General features: G+C 64.3%; 14 protein-coding genes. 7 read left to right on the top strand and 7 right to left on the bottom strand.

Annotation, left to right across the window (positions count from 1 at the left end):
• Window positions 1-116 precede the first annotated feature (116 nt).
• On the top strand, window positions 117-1,004 hold the full coding sequence (locus NSQ78_RS16285; protein ID WP_057493465.1) for a DnaJ C-terminal domain-containing protein: 888 nt from the start codon (window positions 117-119) through the stop codon (window positions 1,002-1,004).
• Between the two features lie 85 nt (window positions 1,005-1,089).
• Here NSQ78_RS16285 and pilH read toward each other — a convergent pair whose 3' ends face one another.
• Both pilH and NSQ78_RS16275 read right to left on the bottom strand, forming a co-directional pair.
• On the bottom strand, window positions 1,090-1,461 hold the full coding sequence (gene pilH / locus NSQ78_RS16280; protein WP_005410644.1) for a twitching motility response regulator PilH: 372 nt from the start codon (window positions 1,459-1,461) through the stop codon (window positions 1,090-1,092).
• An 88-nt stretch (window positions 1,462-1,549) separates the two neighbouring features.
• Window positions 1,550-2,545 carry a YhdH/YhfP family quinone oxidoreductase gene (locus NSQ78_RS16275; RefSeq protein WP_053461062.1) on the bottom strand — a complete coding sequence of 332 codons (996 nt, stop codon included), beginning with the start codon at window positions 2,543-2,545 and terminating at the stop codon, window positions 1,550-1,552.
• A 153-nt stretch (window positions 2,546-2,698) separates the two neighbouring features.
• On the opposite strand from NSQ78_RS16275, the gene hflK reads away from it, so the two are divergent.
• From hflK to NSQ78_RS16250, 5 genes are all read left to right on the top strand, one after another.
• Window positions 2,699-3,832: an FtsH protease activity modulator HflK gene (gene hflK, locus NSQ78_RS16270; RefSeq protein WP_057493463.1), complete on the top strand. Its 1,134-nt coding sequence runs from the start codon at window positions 2,699-2,701 to the stop codon at window positions 3,830-3,832.
• Complete coding sequence (locus tag NSQ78_RS16265) at window positions 3,829-4,692, top strand: protease modulator HflC (protein WP_014648031.1); 864 nt, start codon at window positions 3,829-3,831, stop codon at window positions 4,690-4,692. The genes hflK and NSQ78_RS16265 overlap by 4 nt, the downstream gene beginning before the upstream one ends.
• A 68-nt stretch (window positions 4,693-4,760) precedes the next feature.
• Window positions 4,761-4,946, top strand: coding sequence for a DUF2065 family protein (locus tag NSQ78_RS16260; protein ID WP_005410640.1), 186 nt, complete (start codon window positions 4,761-4,763; stop codon window positions 4,944-4,946).
• A 321-nt stretch (window positions 4,947-5,267) separates the two neighbouring features.
• Window positions 5,268-6,560 (top strand): adenylosuccinate synthase, encoded by a 1,293-nt coding sequence (locus NSQ78_RS16255; RefSeq protein ID WP_049468806.1) that lies wholly within the window; start codon window positions 5,268-5,270, stop codon window positions 6,558-6,560.
• Window positions 6,561-6,675: 115 nt separating this feature from the next.
• Window positions 6,676-7,320 (top strand): hypothetical protein, encoded by a 645-nt coding sequence (locus tag NSQ78_RS16250; RefSeq protein WP_064239005.1) that lies wholly within the window; start codon window positions 6,676-6,678, stop codon window positions 7,318-7,320.
• A gap of 111 nt (window positions 7,321-7,431) precedes the next feature.
• Here the strand turns inward: NSQ78_RS16250 and NSQ78_RS16245 are convergent, their stop codons facing one another.
• From NSQ78_RS16245 to NSQ78_RS16225, 5 genes are all read right to left on the bottom strand, one after another.
• Window positions 7,432-9,060 carry a DUF4185 domain-containing protein gene (locus tag NSQ78_RS16245; protein ID WP_149901969.1) on the bottom strand — a complete coding sequence of 543 codons (1,629 nt, stop codon included), beginning with the start codon at window positions 9,058-9,060 and terminating at the stop codon, window positions 7,432-7,434.
• Between the two features lie 141 nt (window positions 9,061-9,201).
• Window positions 9,202-9,858, bottom strand: coding sequence for a M23 family metallopeptidase (locus NSQ78_RS16240; protein WP_064239003.1), 657 nt, complete (start codon window positions 9,856-9,858; stop codon window positions 9,202-9,204).
• A gap of 4 nt (window positions 9,859-9,862) precedes the next feature.
• Window positions 9,863-10,819, bottom strand: a complete 957-nt coding sequence (locus tag NSQ78_RS16235; protein WP_057493461.1) for a L,D-transpeptidase family protein — start codon at window positions 10,817-10,819, stop codon at window positions 9,863-9,865.
• A 90-nt stretch (window positions 10,820-10,909) separates the two neighbouring features.
• A complete protein-coding gene (locus NSQ78_RS16230) occupies window positions 10,910-12,292 on the bottom strand; it encodes a hypothetical protein (RefSeq protein ID WP_064239002.1) in 1,383 nt (460 codons plus the stop codon).
• The gene (locus NSQ78_RS16225) at window positions 12,279-13,628 is read right to left on the bottom strand and encodes an AAA family ATPase (RefSeq protein ID WP_064239001.1); all 1,350 of its coding nucleotides are present in this window, start codon (window positions 13,626-13,628) and stop codon (window positions 12,279-12,281) included. Before NSQ78_RS16225 ends, NSQ78_RS16230 begins: the two co-directional genes overlap by 14 nt.
• A gap of 216 nt (window positions 13,629-13,844) precedes the next feature.
• Between NSQ78_RS16225 and NSQ78_RS16220 the strand changes: the two genes are divergently transcribed.
• The gene (locus NSQ78_RS16220) at window positions 13,845-15,968 is read left to right on the top strand and encodes a methyl-accepting chemotaxis protein (RefSeq protein ID WP_064239000.1); all 2,124 of its coding nucleotides are present in this window, start codon (window positions 13,845-13,847) and stop codon (window positions 15,966-15,968) included.
• Window positions 15,969-16,025: the final 57 nt, after the last annotated feature.

The raw sequence follows: 16,025 nt of genomic DNA, 5'->3' as shown, positions 1-16,025 counted from the left end.
GCGCAGGATCAGTCGGCCTCACCGGGGCCGCACGAGGGGCGGCGTAGCATCGCCGGCGCGTAGAATGAACCCGGGGCGGCGCCACCGGCGCGGCCGAAGCGAATCGAGGTAGCTGGATGGAATTCAAGGATTACTACGCCACCCTGGGGGTGGAACCGAGCGCGGGCGAGGCGGAGATCAAGACCGCCTACCGCCGGCTGGCACGCAAGTACCACCCGGACGTCAGCAAGGAGGCCGGGGCCGAGGACAAGTTCAAGGCGGTCAACGAAGCCTATGAGGCACTGCGCGATCCGGAAAAGCGCGCCGCCTACGACCAGCTGCGCGCACAGGGCTATCGCCCGGGCGAGGAGTTCAACGTGCCGCCGAACTACGGCGGTGCCGGAGGCTTCAATTTCGAGGAAGTGTTCGGTGGCGGTGGCGCCAACGGCGGCTTCAGCGACTTCTTCGAAAGCCTGTTCGCGCGCCAGCGCGGCGGTGCCGGCCCGGGCCCGGGCTTCAGCAGCCAGGGCCACGCGCCCAACCGCGACACCCGCGCCAAGCTGTCGGTGCCGCTGGAAGCGGCCTACAACGGCGACAGCCTGCGCATCACCGTCAACGGCAAGCAGCTGGACGTTCGCGTGCCCAAGGGCATCCGCCCGGGCCAGGTGATCCGCCTGGCCGGGCAGGGCAACCATGGCGGCAACCTTCTGCTGGAGGTGGAGTACGCCGCGCACCCGCAGTTCGAAGTCGATGGCCGCAACATCCTCTATACGCTGCCGCTCACGCCGTGGCAGGCCGCGCTGGGCACCAGCATCAGCGTGCCGACCCTGGGCGGCGCGGTGGAACTGAAGATCCCGGCCGATTCGGATGCCGGCCGCAAGCTGCGCCTGCGCGGGCGTGGCCTGCCGGGCAACCCGGAGGGCGACCAGATCGTCGAAATCGAGATCGTGGCGCCGGCGGCGACCGACGAGGCGCAGAAGAAGGCCTACCGCAATCTGGCCAAGGCCTTCGGCGAGGCCATTTGAAGGTAGTGCCGGCCGCTGGCCGGCAACTTCATTGCCCTGGACGGTGATGCGTGGTTGCCGGCCAGCGGCCGGCACCACCGCGCGTTCAGCCCTGCCCGGCGAACACGCGCTCCAGCACCTCGGACAGCTCGTCTTCCGAGAACGGCTTGGTGATGTAGGCCTTGGCGCCCTGGCGCATGCCCCACATGCGATCGGTGTCCTGGTCCTTGGTGGTCACCAGGATCACCGGGATATGCCGGGTCGCCTCGTCGCGGGCGAGGGTGCGGGTGGCCTGGAAACCATTGAGGTTGGGCATCACCACGTCCATCAGGACCAGGTCGGGCAGTTCGGCCTTGGCGGTTTCGACCCCTGCGGCGCCATCGGTGGCGGTCAGGATCTGGTGCCCGAGCTTCTCGACGATGCGCTGTATCCCCAACAGCTGCGACGGTGAGTCGTCGACGATCAGAATGCGTGCCATGTTGTTCCCCATGTAATGCCCGCAGTGTAGTGCGGGCACCTTACCGGCGGGAGGGGCGCGATTGCCGTCCGTCGCCTGCCTGCGACGTTCAGTCGATCCGCACTACGGTGCGCCCCAGCGAACCACCGGACAGCATCCGCTCGAACACCGCCGGCAGGCCATCCAGGCCCACCTCGGCGGTGCAGATGCGGTCCAGGTGCTGCGGTTTCCACTCGTCTCCCAGCCGTGCCCACACGTCCTCGCGCAGGTTGCGCGGTGCATTGGCCGAGGACACGCCCAGCAGCGATACGCCGCGCAGGATGAACGGCATCACCGTCATGTCCAGCGCCGGGCTGGCCGCCAGGCCCGCACTGACCACGCTGCCATAGGGCACCGTCTGCGCCAGCAGGCCGGCCAGCATCGCACCGCCCGCATTGTCCAGGCCCCCGCCGAAGCGCGCCGATTGCAGCGCAGCGGTATCGGCCAGCGCTTCGCGCGGCAGTACCTCGGTGGCGCCGATGCTGCGCAGGAAGTCGGCCTGGTCCGGTTTGCCGCTGACCGCATGCACCGTGTAACCGGCACGGCTGAAGATCGACAGGGCCAGCGCACCGACACCGCCGCTGGCGCCGGTGACCGCCAGCGGACCAAGCGCCGGGGTCTGCCGGTTGTCCTGCATGCGCAGCAGGGCCAGCGCCGCAGTGAATCCAGCGGTGCCCAGTACCATCGCCTCGCGCGCGCTCAGCCCGGCCGGCTGCGCGATCACTGCACGCGACTCCAGCCGCACATACTGGCTGTAGCCGCCGTCGCGGGTCTCGCTGAGGCCGCAGCCGGTGGCCAGCACGGCATCGCCTTCACGCCAGTCCGGATCGGTGCTGGCAACCACCGTGCCGGCCACATCGATCCCCCCCACCAGCGGGAAGCGGCGCAGGATCTTCCCTTTGCCGGTGCCGGCCAGGGCATCCTTGTAGTTGACCGAAGACCACTGGGCGCGGATCAGCACCTGCCCGGGATTGAGGTCGTCGATCCCGAGCTGGGCCAGGCCGCTGCGGTAGCCGGCGTCGTCGTTTTCGATGCGGAAGGCGGTGAACGGGGTGGTGGGGGCCATCGGCGTTGCCTGACTTCGAGGAAAACGCCACCTTACCCCGTCGGCCCCCTTTCGATCCTGCCGATCCGCCCCATCTTGTATGATCGGTGATGGTTTCACGGCTGGCGCCGCGGGAAGGGCCCGCGCCGCAGCCCACATCTTGATGGAGCGTGCATGGCCTGGAATACACCCGGCGGCAACAAGGGCGGACAAGGCCCCGAGGACAATCGACGCGGGCCGTTCGGGTCGCGCGGCGGTGGCAATGGTGGTGGCTGGGGCGGACTGCCCGGGCCGCTGAAGGACCTGTTCGACGGCGGCATCGTGCGTTGGGTGGTGGCCGCCGTGGTGCTGCTGGTGCTGTTCTCCAGCTTCCAGCTGATCGGCGAACAGCAGCGCGGCGTGGTGCTGCGCTTCGGCCAGTTCTCGCGCATCCTGCAGCCCGGCCCGAACTTCAAGCTGCCGTGGCCGATCGAATCGGTCACCAAGGTCAACGCCACCGAGATCAAGACGTTCTCGATCCAGGTGCCGGTGCTGACCCGCGACGAGAACATCGTCAACGTGTCGCTGAACGTCCAGTACCGCATCGACGATCCGCAGCAGTACCTGTTCGGCACCGTCGATGCCAACCAGGTACTGGAGCAGTCGGCGCAGAGCGCAGTACGCGAGGAAGTCGGCCGCGCCGACCTCAATGCCGTCCTGAACAACCGCGGCCCGCTGGCCGTGGCCGCCGAGGAGCGCCTGCAGGCGCTGCTGAAGGCATTCAAGACCGGCCTCACCGTGACCGGCCTGACCCTGCAGGACGCCCGTCCGCCGGAAGAAGTGAAGCCGGCCTTCGACGAGGTCAACGGTGCCCAGCAGGTCAAGGAGCGCCTGATCAACGAAGCCCAGGCGTACGCCGCCAAGGTCGTGCCGGAGGCCCGTGGCCAGGCCTCGCGCGCCCGTACCACCGCCGAAGGCTACAAGCAGGCCGTGGTTTCCAAGGCCGAGGGTGACGCGCAGCGCTTCAGCCTGTTGCAGGCCCAGTACAAGGACGCGCCGGAAGTGACCCGCAAGCGCCTGTGGCTGGAGACCGTGCAGCAGGTGCTGAGCGAGAACCGCAAGGTGATCGGTGGTGATGGACGCCAGCTGATCTACGTGCCGATGACCGGCGATACCCGTCCGAGCACGTCGGCTCCGGCCGCCGTGGCCAACCCGGACGTGGTCATGCCGTCGCTGCCGGGTGCAGCGGTGGAAGCTTCCCGTGATCCGGGCCGGCCGGTGGGCCGCCCGACCGGGCGACCGAGCGGCCGTGAGGAGGGCAGCCGATGAAGAGTCCAATCTGGATCGCCGTGATCGTGGCGGTGGTGCTGGGCCTGCTCGGCTCGGTGTACGTGGTCCGCGAGGACCAGACCGCCATGGTGCTGAACCTGGGCAAGGTGGTGCGTTCGGACATCAAGCCGGGCCTGCACTTCAAGGTGCCGGTGGTGGAAACGGTGAAGGTCTTCGACCGCCGCTTCCAGGTGCTCGACACCGCGCCGGCACGCTACTTCACCGCCGAGCAGAAGGACGTCAGCGTCGACTTCTTCGCCATCGGCTACATCTCCAACGTAGGTGACTACTTCCGCGCCACTGGCGGCGACCCGCGCGTGGCCAACGCCCGCCTGGCGCCGATCATCACCGATTCGCTGCGCAACCAGATCAACTCGCGCACCTTGCAGCAGCTGGTGTCCGGCGACCGCAGCGAGCTGATCGCCGAGCAGTTGAAGGGGATCAACGAGGCCGTGGCGGGCCTGGGCATGCAGATGATCGACCTGCGCATCAAGCAGGTGGACCTGCCGACCGACAGCCAGGTCATCAACGATGTGTACGAGCGCATGCGTGCCCAGCGCAAGCAGGAAGCGGCCAAGCTGCGCGCGGAAGGCGAGGAGCAGTCGCTGACCATCCGCGCCCAGGCCGACCGTGACAGCACCGTGCTGATCGCCGAGGCCGAGCGCGATGCACAGCGCCTGCGCGGTGAAGGTGACGCGGAAGCCACCCGCATCTACGGCAAGGCCGGTTCGGCTGATCCGTCGTTCTACGCGTTCTACCGCAGCCTGGAGGCGTACCGCGGCTCCATGACCGACGGCAACGGCGTGATCGTGCTCGACAAGAACGACCCGTTCCTGCAGTACCTGAAGAACGACCGCTGAGGTCGCAGGGCATTACCCCACGGGGCCCGGCCAAACGCCGGGCCCCGTGCTTTTTCCGGAGTTCCCCCATGAAAGATCTGTTCGCCGCCGTCTGCCTGGTGGCGGTGCTGGAAGGCCTGTTCCTGTTCGTTGCGCCGTTTGCCTGGAAGCGCATGGCCGAACGCCTGCTGGACCTGCCCAGCCCGGCCCTGCGCAGCTTCGGGGGGCTGGTGCTGCTGGCCGGCCTGAGCCTGCTGTGGTGGGCGCGCCACTAGCAGGGTGGTGCCGGCCGCTGGCCGGCATCCCGGGATTGCCGGCCAGCGGCCGGCACTACCGGTCGGGGCCTGACCGGCCGGCACGACCGGGCGGGGCGGCTGACCGGCCGGTGAAGCCGTCCGTCGGAAAGGTGGCAGCGGACCCCGGAAACCCGGATAATGCACAAAAGCCGGACGGGCCTCCCCGTTCGGCTTTTTCCGTGTCTGGGCCTTCCATCGCCGGCCGCTCCCCGTTTGGAGCCGCCCTCCAGGTGCTGGCCAGCCCCGCCACGGTTTACCCGTCCGCGGCCCCGATGGCCGCAACAAATCGAGGAGCCCGTCATGGGTCAGTCTGTCGTAGTGTTGGGTGCCCAGTGGGGCGATGAAGGCAAGGGCAAGATCGTCGATCTGCTCACTGAGGAAATCGGCGCCGTCGTGCGCTTCCAGGGCGGCCACAACGCCGGCCACACCCTGGTCATCAACGGCAAGAAGACCGTCCTGCACCTGATCCCGTCGGGCATCCTGCGTGACGACGCGCTGTGCCTGATCGGCAACGGCGTGGTGATCTCGCCGGCTGCGCTGCAGAAGGAAATCGCCGAGCTGGAAGCCTCCGGCGTGGAAGTGCGTTCGCGCCTGAAGATCTCCCCGGCCGCGCCGCTGATCATGCCGTACCACATCGCCCTGGACCAGGCGCGCGAGCGCGCCGCCGGTGGCAAGGCGATCGGCACCACCGGGCGCGGCATCGGCCCGGCCTACGAAGACAAGGTGGCACGTCGCGGCATCCGCATCGCCGACCTGCATTACCCCAAGCAGCTGGAAGAACTGCTGCGCACCGCGCTGGATTACCACAACTTCGTGTTGACCAAGTATCTGAATACCGATGCGGTCGATTTCCAGAAGACCTTCGACGAAGCACTGGCCTTCGGCGAATACGTGCAGCCGATGAAGTCCGACGTGGCCGGCATCCTGCACGACCTGCGCAAGCAGGGTAAGCGCGTGCTGTTCGAAGGTGCGCAGGGTGCGCTGCTGGACATCGACCACGGCACCTACCCGTACGTCACCAGCTCCAACACCACCGTCGGTGGTGCGCTGGCCGGTTCCGGCGTCGGTGCTGATTCGATCGACTACGTGCTGGGCATCGCCAAGGCCTACGCCACCCGCGTCGGCGGCGGCCCGTTCCCGACCGAACTGGACGACGAAATCGGCCAGGGCATCCGTGACCGCGGCGCCGAGTACGGTGCGTCGACCGGCCGTCCGCGTCGTTGCGGCTGGATGGATATCGTCGCGCTGAAGCGTGCGGTGGCTATCAACGGCATCAGCGGCCTGTGCATCACCAAGCTGGACGTGCTGGACGGCATGGAAAAGCTGAAGGTCTGCATCGCCTACGAATACAACGGCAAGCGCACCGAGTACGCGCCGCTGGACGCACAGGGCTGGGAAGAATGCACTCCGGTGTACCTGGAGTTCCCGGGCTGGAGCGAGAACACCCACGGCATCACCCAGTGGGACGACCTGCCGCCGGCCGCACGCGCCTACCTGCGTTCGCTGGAAGAGCTGGCCGGCTGCCCGATCAGCATCGTCTCCACCGGCCCGGACCGCGACCACACCATGGTGCTGCAGGATCCGTTCGCCTGAGGTAATGCCGGGGCTGCCCGGCATAGGTGACAGGAAAAGCCCCGCCCAAGCGGGGCTTTTTCGTCATTGGGGGGCAGGGCCAGCGGGAAAGCGACGCGATGACCAGGACGTCAGCTTGAAGGGCGCGATGGCTATACGGGTCACCCTGTGGGTGCTGTGGAGCCTGTGGGGCATCGCCTGCCTGGTACTGCTGCTGGGTGCGGCTGCCAATAGCCTGGCTTCGCGCACGCAGACGGTGCCGTTGGTGCTGAGCCCTGGCGCAACCGCCCAGTTCACCGTCTATCGCCTCATCGGTGATCAACTTCGGCTGCGCCTGCGCTATGCCGCGGACGGTACAGAGGCTGACCCCGAGGTGCTGCTGCGCATCGAAACTCCGACCGATCATGGAGACTTCCGCGCAGGGGAGCGTTCGGGAGTGGCCGGGCAAGGCATCAATCGCGCGCTGGCTTCGGTTGAGTCCAGCGGCCTCATGGCGCCCTACTACGGCTATGGCCGCGGCGACGCATTGCCACGCGGCCGCTCATGGTTGCGGGTAACGGTGCTGGAGGTGGACCCGGCGCTGGCGGGGCACTCGGCAGACATCGAACTGCAGCCACCGCTGGACCTGCTGAAGCTGACCGACCTGGATTACCTCTGGCTGTGGCCGTTCTTCTTCTGGAAAATGGCGGCGCTGTTCCTGCTGATTCCAGGGGCCGCGCTGGCTGTCTTCACTCTGGCGTTGCGGCGCTGGCAGCGCCGCACCACCTGTGTTCAATCGTGACAATGTCAAGATTGGAGGCTCACCGAGTAAGTGGAGCTGGTCGGCCGAATTCATCTGCCTACGTAGAGTCCTACGTAGAGTCGAAAATTGACTCGAAGACCTGTCTCAACTCTATTCGTAAGTAATAGATGGATCCCAACGGCTGCTGTCGCAGAAGTGATTCGCTCTGGCTCCCACCATGAAGAATATACCGTCGCCGGGCACGACATGCCGAACGATGTTCAATGACTTGCCGACAGTGTCTCCGTTGTCGATGGCCGTTGAATAGATCTGCTCGCCATTGTGTACGACCGATGCGTTGATCCCATCCCCGCAGGTGATGTCCGCGTCGCGCAATGTGCCTTCGATTCTCACGGTTCCCGCCTTGGGCGCGACCCATTTCAGTACGGGAATCTCCACCGGAGCCGGGTGCATGCTATCCCGCCAGATGCGCGGCCAGTCCGTGCTGCTTCCCCAATACGAACTGATCCAGTTCAGATCGAATATGCCTGCATCGCTTCCCTTCTGGTACCACCAGTACGGCCCCTGCGATGATGAGAAGTCGGTCGATTGCCGAAAAGTATCCGTGGATACGCCAAGATTGACTTTCCAGCGGTAGATGGCGAAGTTCCGAGGCACAACGCCTGGGTCCTTGAGGCAGTAAATGTATATGTGTTGGCCGGAAATGGCGTTGGTGCGCCCTGCCGCGTCCGCAATCGAGCAGTATTGGTAGCCGCTGACCGGGTGAGAATTGGATGCGGTTTCGTCGGCGATGCTGAGTGAGGGGCTCCAGTTGATTGCATCATCCGATTCGTAGAGATCAACGTTGGTGTTTCGGCCCCCCCAGGTCATGAACGTCAACGCCATGTAGTACTTCCCCGTGTGGGTGCTGTAGGTTGCTTGCGAATGCGTGATGCCCCACGGCGCAATCCTGCTTGAGTTCCCACCCAGCCCAGGTTCGGTGAATGCGCCTGCATAGTACTTTTTCCACAGCTGCGCACCTGCGTTGCCCTGTCGTGCCTCTGCAATGACGTCGGCGATTGGCGCGCGTGCGATGGCTATGCCTGACGTATCGGTGAAGTAGACGTAGATGTAACCATCGCGCGTGACGTATGGAAGTCCCTGGATGTTGTGCGGTTGCGGCTCGCCATGGGCGCTGAGTATTCGCCCCAGATAGGCCCAGCTCTCTCCACCATTACTGGACCATGCGAGTCCTATTCTGGTCTTCCCCTCCTGGTTTCCTGCCACACCGCCGGATCCGCCTACGCGCTCCTCATGTACGAACGCAAGGATTTCTCCCTGCTCGTTTGCTTGATAGGTGTTCACAAACCACACATCGATGGTGTCGCTGGTTTTGAATGCAGTGAATGCAGTGCCAGGGCCATTGACGCAGAAGTTGTTTGTTCCTCTGTTACAACTGTTCTTCGACCATTTCAGTGAAGTATAGGGCGCATCCAGGGAGCCTTGATGAAGTGAATGCTTGATTCCCCCAGCTTGGTAGTTCCATTCGGACTTTATCCATAGCCGCTGGCCATTGACGGTAAATGTGGACATTGGGGCATCCATCTGGGTTCCCGCCAGTGACCCATTGGTCATGCTGGAGAAGTCTGCAACGATGATTGGGGAAGAAGATTTGGCACTCGTCTGGATCTGCGCCTGGGCACAGATAGGAGCTATCAATAGGGTAAGAGCAAGCCAGAAGTTCGAGAGGCGTTTGGGCCCTTGTTGGCAGGCATGCGAGTCCATGACTTTCATCTCCATAGTGCTGGTTATCCAGCCGTGCAAACATGCCAGAATATTTTTTTCGCTGCATCCTGGGCTGTCCAGTCCACGTAAGACTGGTGATTACTGAACCCGACTTCTGTGGGAAACAGGCCCTCCAGGCATGAGGCAACGTCGCAGCTAGTCTCCCGCGTACCGTGGATGCAGCAAGGGATAGGGATTGATCGACTCTCCCTTCCACCACTGTTTTTCCGGCCCCAGCACATGCACCTCGAAGTGCAGGTGCGGGGCCTCGGCGCTGGCATTGCCGGTGCTGCCGACGTAGCCGATCACCTCCCCGCGTTTGATCACCTGCTTTTCCGCCAAGCCGTCGGCATAGCGCTGCAGATGCGCGTAGTAGTAGCACCAGCGTCCGCTGGGCTCGAACTGGTAGATCGTCAAGCCGCCGCGTTTGCTGTCGAACAGTTTTTCCACCGTGCCATCAGCCACCGCGAGTACCGGCGTACCGGCATCGGCCAGGATGTCGATGGCATCGTGCACGCGGCCTTCGCTGCGCGCATCGGTGAAGGTGTCGCGCAGCTGCGAGGCCGCGACGCCCTGGACCGGCAGCAGCAGGCCGGACGGCGCATCCGCAGCCCGCGCGGCTGACGGTGCGGTTGGGGCGGGGACAGGGGCCGTGGCGAGCGGCGCGACGGATTCCTTCGCCGGCGCCACAGCGGCTGCCGGTTGTGCTTCCGGCAGCGAGGCGGCTACCGGCTCGCCTGCATCGCGGTGCAGCCACCAGCCGGCCCCCAGTCCCAGCAGCACGCCCAGTACGATCAGCTGAGAAAGGCGCATCGGCTCACTCCTGCATCAGCACGGGTACCGAGGTGTCTACTGCGTCGGCCACGCGCAGTGCATCCCAGTTGGTCATGCGCACGCAGCCATGTGACTCGGTCTTGCCGACATGCCCGGGCTCGGGCGTGCCATGCAGGCCGTAGTGTGGCTTGGACAGGTCGATCCAGACCCGGCCGACCGGATTGTTCGGACCCGGCGGCAGCGTCGCCTTCTTTTCGCCCTTGCGCGCATCCCAGAACAGCTTGGGGTTGTAGTGGAATGGCGGGTCGCGGTAAACGCCCAGGATCTTCCATTCGCCGATCGGCAGCGGATCATGCTGGCTGCCGGATGAGACAGGCACCTGCGCGATCACCTTGCCCTGGGCATCCAGCAGTTGCAGGGTCGAGTCGGATTTGTCGACGACCACCTTGGCTGCCTTCGGCAGTGCCGATGGTGCGATGTTGGGCACCTGGATGCGGTTGCCGGCCTTGCTCAGATCCACGCCCGGATTGAGCAGCTTCAACAGCTCAGGGGATGCGTGGAAGCGTTCGCCCAGCGACTCTTCGACGTTGTTGAAGCCCAGCGATTTCAGTTTGGCCTGTGCGGCGGGGCCCTTCGGCACCGCTTGGAACGGCCCGGCGACATCCTCGCTGGTCAGCGTGTAGCTGGCCAGGGGGGTGACCGTATCAGCCTGCAGGGCCTTCCAGGTCGCGTCGTCCAGTTCACCGGTGACGGTCAGGCCGTGCGCCGCCTGGAAACCCGACACCGCGCGCCGCTGGTTGCTGCCGACTTCGCCGTCGATCTGGCCCGGCGAGAAATTCGCGCGATCCAGCAGCACCTGGGCGTGCAGGGCGGAGCGTGCTGCGGTGTCCGGCCCGGCTTTTTCAGCGATCGGGGCGGGAAGGCCAAGAGGCGCAGCCTGCGCAAAGACAGAAGGTGCCAGCAAGGTGAGGGACAGCAAAGCGACGCGGGCTGAAAGCATGGGCGGCTCCAAGGGGATGCCCGTCCACCATGCCAGCGGAGCACGAGCAGCCCGCGTGAAAAGCCTGACCCACACCTGAGCAGTCTGTCTTCACGCAGCTTTGGCAACTGCATGCGCGTGGTTGCCGCGCATGCTGAAGGCATGTCGCTCTCCGTAGCGCCTGATCATGTCCGGCAGAGGAAGAGTCACTACCTCTAGTGGTGGGTTCCAGGCAGGCGAGCTGCGGATGTGAATCCGCTGCGCTTCGCCTCCGGGGAGCCAGAACTCCAGGGTGATCGTTGCCGATACCTGCTCCACCGCAGCAAGGTGACGGTGCAGCAGAAGTCCATACAACTCAATGTTGTCCAGATCCTTCTGCGCTTTCTCCTTCAAGGAGGGCGCCTTCTCGTCTTCGTCGCGACGGCTTCGCTGATGCCAGTCGGGTGCGATGGGGTAGTACTTGAAATCGACCACGGTGTACGCGGAGCCGCGTTGCAGCAACAGGTCGGGACGGCGACAGAGTCCGTTATGGGCGAACATTGAATGCTGTCGCTGTCCCCAGGTGTCCCGTTGCTCGATGGCGATGGGGTGGGATGGGAGATAAGTACTGTCACAGGTGACGACGGATGTGCCGTGCGTGTCGCTCGCCTGTTGCAGGGCATCATGCAGGCACATGGATTCCCAGACAGGCCAGAAATCCCGCATGCCCCAGACCTGGCCCTGCTGCACACTACCTGCGAGCGCGGGATGAAGGTAGCGTTCCAGTGCTGCATGCAGCGAAAGAAACTCCGCGCTGCGCAGCGTTGCCTGCCGGTAGCACGTTCTCAGGAGTTGCTGGAGTCGCCGCAGCAGCAGCTCCTGTGCCCAGGCATCACCTTCATGCAGCGAGTCACCCTCGCGCAGATGGCGATGGCGGAAGTCCGTTGCGCGCTGTACGGCATCCATGGTGAAGCGTCCCCAGATGATGCCGGGATCGATCTGCAGCAGGTTGCGATAGAAGTCGTCAGCGAGAAAAAAATACAGGCCGACGATGTCGGCGGTTCCGCGTTCGCATACGCTTCGCCGGGTGGGAAGCTTCGGAAAGAAGGGGGCGTCGTCGTCGTTGAACAATGCATGGTGAAGCTGGCGGTCAGCGTACTTCAGATTGCCATCCTGCCGCCGCGCCATCTGTGAGCGAAGTGACAGCAGTCGAAGTGGATTGGAATGGTTGAACAGCGAGTCGATGGCAATGGCGTCGACGAACGAAGCGGGGGCCGCTGCAAGTCCACGTCCATGCGTGTCTGCCTCAACGCCGTCTTGCTGCGGTGCATGTCCGAGATCTGATTGGACATTCCTGAAAGCGGCGAAAGCCAGGTAGAGCAGACGGAATGCGTCGCGGGGCGCGGTGGAGGTCGGCATGCCATGCGGCACGCGCAGCTCGGTGCGTCCATCTTCCACGAACAGGCCCACAGCGCTGGACCCAGCCGCGACGACGCTGACGTCATGCAGCTGCATGCAGATCTTCCGAAACAGTGCAGCTGCGGATGAAGTCATCGCGTCGGGCGGAAAACTGTCCGAAGGTCCTCAGTGATTCCGGGGGAATACGCAGCCATTCTGCAAGTGGGGACTTGTCCCTTTCGAAGACGTTGTCCCACAGGTAGAGGAATAGCTTTCCCTCGATATCACTGGCGGCGATATGGTGGGCAATGGGATGGACTTCCTGTGTCACGGCAAGCGCTTCGACGAAATCCTCAATGAGCATCCCGTCCTTGGTCTTCTGGAAGTTTATCTTTGACTTGTAGTAGGGGGATGAGCCACTGATGGCAAAGGCAATAGTCTTCAATTTGCGCTTGGCGGACTCGTCAAAGCCCGAGAGTGTGTCGATTGCCTTCAAGGTCTCGGCATTGCAGGATTTCCGGAGCTTGCAGAATGCATCGTCGAACCTCTGGCTGTAGTCCGCGCCCTGCATGTACTCCGCAGCCCCTGGGGCAAGCTTGCGCAGTTCGGCAATCGATGCAGCGTGCGTCTGTTCCAGCGTCGCGGGTGGTGTTGTTGCAGCGATGGCCCGCGCCTTGATGAACCAGGGGCCGATCAGTTTGTCGTCGAGATTCGGAGAGGTGCATTTCTCGACGATCATCGCATTGAGAGCATCCACCAGCATCTTCCAGGTAACCGATGGGTGGCCTTCGATCGTTGCATTGGCCTGCGCAGCGGGAACTGCATTGAACTCGGCTGGACTGAACTGGAAATTCCAGCGGCGCTTGAATGCAGAGTCCATGAAGAAGATCGATTCGTCGCCAGTGTTCATGGTCCCGATCAGGTAGAGATTCGCCGGAAGCCTCAGCATGCGCTCATCTTCGATACGACCGATCAGCGTGGAGGAGTCTCTGTCATCGCGAGCTTCAAGTTCGCGGATCTCGTTGATCAGCGCCTGCACCGTCAGTTTCGAGGCACAGACGGAATAGCTGGATTGTCCGTCATCGTCCCGGTCCAGCAGCTGGAAAATGTCGCCGAAGATTTCCGCACAGTTGCCGCGGTTGATTTCGTCAATGAGCAGGACAACGTTGCGAGGCGGCGAATCGGCCGTGCCATGCTCTGAACGGTGAAGGGCAAGTGCCAATGCGCGGATGAAGGGGCCGGCATGCACTTGGTAATGGACCTTGTTGCCCTCGGACAGTGGCAACAGGCGGGAGACGAAATCGCCGTAACCAAACTCGGCGTGGAACGTCACAGGGATGACCTCGTCCGGGCGAATGCCGAGCATCGGCGTCTTCTCATGCCGGGCCTTGTAACTCTTGCTGGTTCCCGGTGGGCCGAAAATAATCAACTGGTGGGGAAAATCGTGGCTCATCAGATGTATCCATTCATCTTCAAGGATCGATTCGATTCTAAGGGGCCACGATGTAGGCGGGCACCCTTGGCAGCATGGAAGGGAACTTTAGGGTCGCTAGCGCCAGGAATCGACGCCATCACCTCTCTGAACCGCACCCGGACGAGCGTGGCAGCTCCCATCAAGGCGCTTCGGGCCACGCCGATAAGGGCGCATCCCCCCGTTTTGGATGTACCGATGAACTACTTGAGGAATGTCAGGGTTGCCTGGCGTCTTGGGCTGGGCTTTGGCCTGTTGCTGCTGCTGGTTGCCGCCGTGGTCGCTACCGGGGCCACCGCCAGCGTCGTGCAGAAGCGCGCGATGCAGCAGGTGGTCGATATCAGCGTGGCCAAGGTGCGCCTGCTGTCGCAGATGCTCGATGCCAACAATCAGATGATGGTGGTGCGCCGCGAGATGCTGATCCGCCAAGGTGACGACCGCAGCAGCGACGAGAAGCGCATTGCCGATCTGGTCAAGCGCTACGAGGCCAGCTGGTCCGCCTACCAGGCGCTTCCGGGTGATGCCGAAGGCAAAGCCATTGCGGAAACCATCGCCGCCAAGCGAGCCATCGCACGCCCGCTCAACAAGCAGACCAGCGAGCTGATGGAGCAGGGCGACTATCCGGGTGCCGTGGCGCTGACCCTGGGCCCGGTGCAGGACGCGGCCAACGGCTGGAACAAGGCGCTGTCGGACGGCGTGGACTTCGAGGAAAAGGAAAGCCGCAAGGCTGCTGCCGAAGCGATCCGCCTGGGCGAGCGCAGCCTGTTGCAGCTGCTGGTGCTGGGCGGCGTCGCGCTGCTGGCGGGCATCACTGCCTCGGTGATGATCGGCCGCAGCCTGACCGGCCCGCTGGCGCGCGCGGTGAACCTGGCCGAGCGGCTGTCAAAGGGGCAGCTGGACCAGGAGTTCCGCCTCGGTGGCCGCGACGAACTGACCCAGCTGGGCGAGGCCATGGCCAGCGTCCGCCAGAGCGTGCATGCGGCGATCGGCGCGCAGCTGCAGATGGCCGAGCAGCACGAGGCCGGTGCGATCCGCTATCGCATGGACGCCAGCGCCTTCCCCGGCGATTTCGGCCGCATGGTGCAGGCCACCAACAGCCTGGTCGAATCGCACGTGGAGGTGGAACTGCTGATGGCCGAGGTGATGCAGCGCTACGCCATCGGTGACCTCAGCCGTGATCTGCCTGACTACCCCGGCGAGAAGTCCACGCTGACCCGTACCCTGGCTGCAGTGAAGCAGAGCCTGATGGCGATTAACGCGCAGATTGATGAACTGGCCCGCGCCGCTCGCGCCGGTGACTTCAGCATGCGTGGTGATGCCGCTGCGTTCCAGTTCCAGTTCAAGGCAATGGTCGAGCACCTCAACGGCATGATGGCCAGTTCGCAGGCCAGCATCGCCGATGTCTCCGACGTGCTGCGCGCGATTTCGCACGGCGACCTGACCGCGCGCATGGACGGCGAGTACGACGGCGTGTTCGCCCGCATGCGTGACGACGCCAATACCACCACCGCGCAGCTGACCGGCATCGTGCAGGGCATCCAGGCCGCCGCCGACAGCATCAACAATGCCGCGCAGGAACTGGCGGCCGGTAACAACGACCTCTCGCGCCGCACCGAACAGCAGGCGGCCAACCTGGAGGAGGCCGCCGCGTCGATGGAGGAACTGACCTCGACCGTACGCCAGAACGCCGAACTGGCGCGGCAGGCCGACAGTGAAGCGCATGCCGCCGGTGCCGCCGTGCGCGAGACCGAGCAGGCGATGGCACAGATGGCCTCGGTGATGGGCGAGATCGATCAGTCTTCGGCACGCATTTCGGAAATCTCGACGGTGATCGACGGCATCGCGTTCCAGACCAACATCCTGGCACTGAACGCTGCAGTGGAAGCCGCCCGCGCGGGCGAGCAGGGGCGTGGCTTTGCGGTGGTCGCCAGCGAGGTGCGTACGCTCGCGCAGCGTGCCGGTGTCGCCGCCAAGGAAATCAAGGAACTGATCGAAGACGCCGCTGCCAAGGTGAAGAGTGGCCTGGCGGTGACCGTTGAATCCGAAGCTGCAATCGCGCGCGTGGCCCAAGCCAGTTCGCGTACCACCCAGCTGATGAGCGACATCGCAGCGGCCAGCAAGGAGCAGGCCGCCGGTATCGAGCAGGTCAACCAGGTGGTGGTGCAGATGGACCAGGTGACCCAGCAGAACGCGGCCCTGGTGGAAGAAGCCACTGCCGCGAGCCGCGCGCTGGAAGAACAGGCGCATGCGCTGACCACGTCGGTGGCGGTATTCAAGGTGGAAGGCGCGGTGGTCTCTGCTGTGCCCCGTCACGCAGCCTGAGCGGGCTGCCAGTGCAGTGACAGGAATACGGCCGCCTTGAGCGGCCGTATTCCCATC

Source organism: Stenotrophomonas sp. FSL W7-1447 (assembly GCF_037966425.1).
GTDB classification, from domain to species: domain Bacteria; phylum Pseudomonadota; class Gammaproteobacteria; order Xanthomonadales; family Xanthomonadaceae; genus Stenotrophomonas; species Stenotrophomonas pavanii.
The sequence above is the reverse complement of the archived record's forward strand: the minus strand, read 5'-3'. Positions and strand labels throughout refer to the sequence as shown.

Excerpts from the sequence above, each read along its gene's own strand:
- NSQ78_RS16230 (WP_064239002.1), bottom strand. The coding sequence starts at position 12,292 with ATGCAGCTGCATGACGTCAGCGTCGTCGCGGCTGGGTCCAGCGCTGTG.
- hflK (WP_057493463.1), top strand. The coding sequence starts at position 2,699 with ATGGCCTGGAATACACCCGGCGGCAACAAGGGCGGACAAGGCCCCGAG.
- NSQ78_RS16275 (WP_053461062.1), bottom strand. The coding sequence starts at position 2,545 with ATGGCCCCCACCACCCCGTTCACCGCCTTCCGCATCGAAAACGACGAC.
- pilH (WP_005410644.1), bottom strand. The coding sequence starts at position 1,461 with ATGGCACGCATTCTGATCGTCGACGACTCACCGTCGCAGCTGTTGGGG.
- NSQ78_RS16225 (WP_064239001.1), bottom strand. The coding sequence starts at position 13,628 with ATGAGCCACGATTTTCCCCACCAGTTGATTATTTTCGGCCCACCGGGA.
- NSQ78_RS16240 (WP_064239003.1), bottom strand. The coding sequence starts at position 9,858 with ATGCGCCTTTCTCAGCTGATCGTACTGGGCGTGCTGCTGGGACTGGGG.
- NSQ78_RS16220 (WP_064239000.1), top strand. The coding sequence starts at position 13,845 with ATGAACTACTTGAGGAATGTCAGGGTTGCCTGGCGTCTTGGGCTGGGC.
- NSQ78_RS16255 (WP_049468806.1), top strand. The coding sequence starts at position 5,268 with ATGGGTCAGTCTGTCGTAGTGTTGGGTGCCCAGTGGGGCGATGAAGGC.
- NSQ78_RS16285 (WP_057493465.1), top strand. The coding sequence starts at position 117 with ATGGAATTCAAGGATTACTACGCCACCCTGGGGGTGGAACCGAGCGCG.
- NSQ78_RS16235 (WP_057493461.1), bottom strand. The coding sequence starts at position 10,819 with ATGCTTTCAGCCCGCGTCGCTTTGCTGTCCCTCACCTTGCTGGCACCT.
- NSQ78_RS16260 (WP_005410640.1), top strand. The coding sequence starts at position 4,761 with ATGAAAGATCTGTTCGCCGCCGTCTGCCTGGTGGCGGTGCTGGAAGGC.
- NSQ78_RS16265 (WP_014648031.1), top strand. The coding sequence starts at position 3,829 with ATGAAGAGTCCAATCTGGATCGCCGTGATCGTGGCGGTGGTGCTGGGC.
- NSQ78_RS16245 (WP_149901969.1), bottom strand. The coding sequence starts at position 9,060 with ATGGAGATGAAAGTCATGGACTCGCATGCCTGCCAACAAGGGCCCAAA.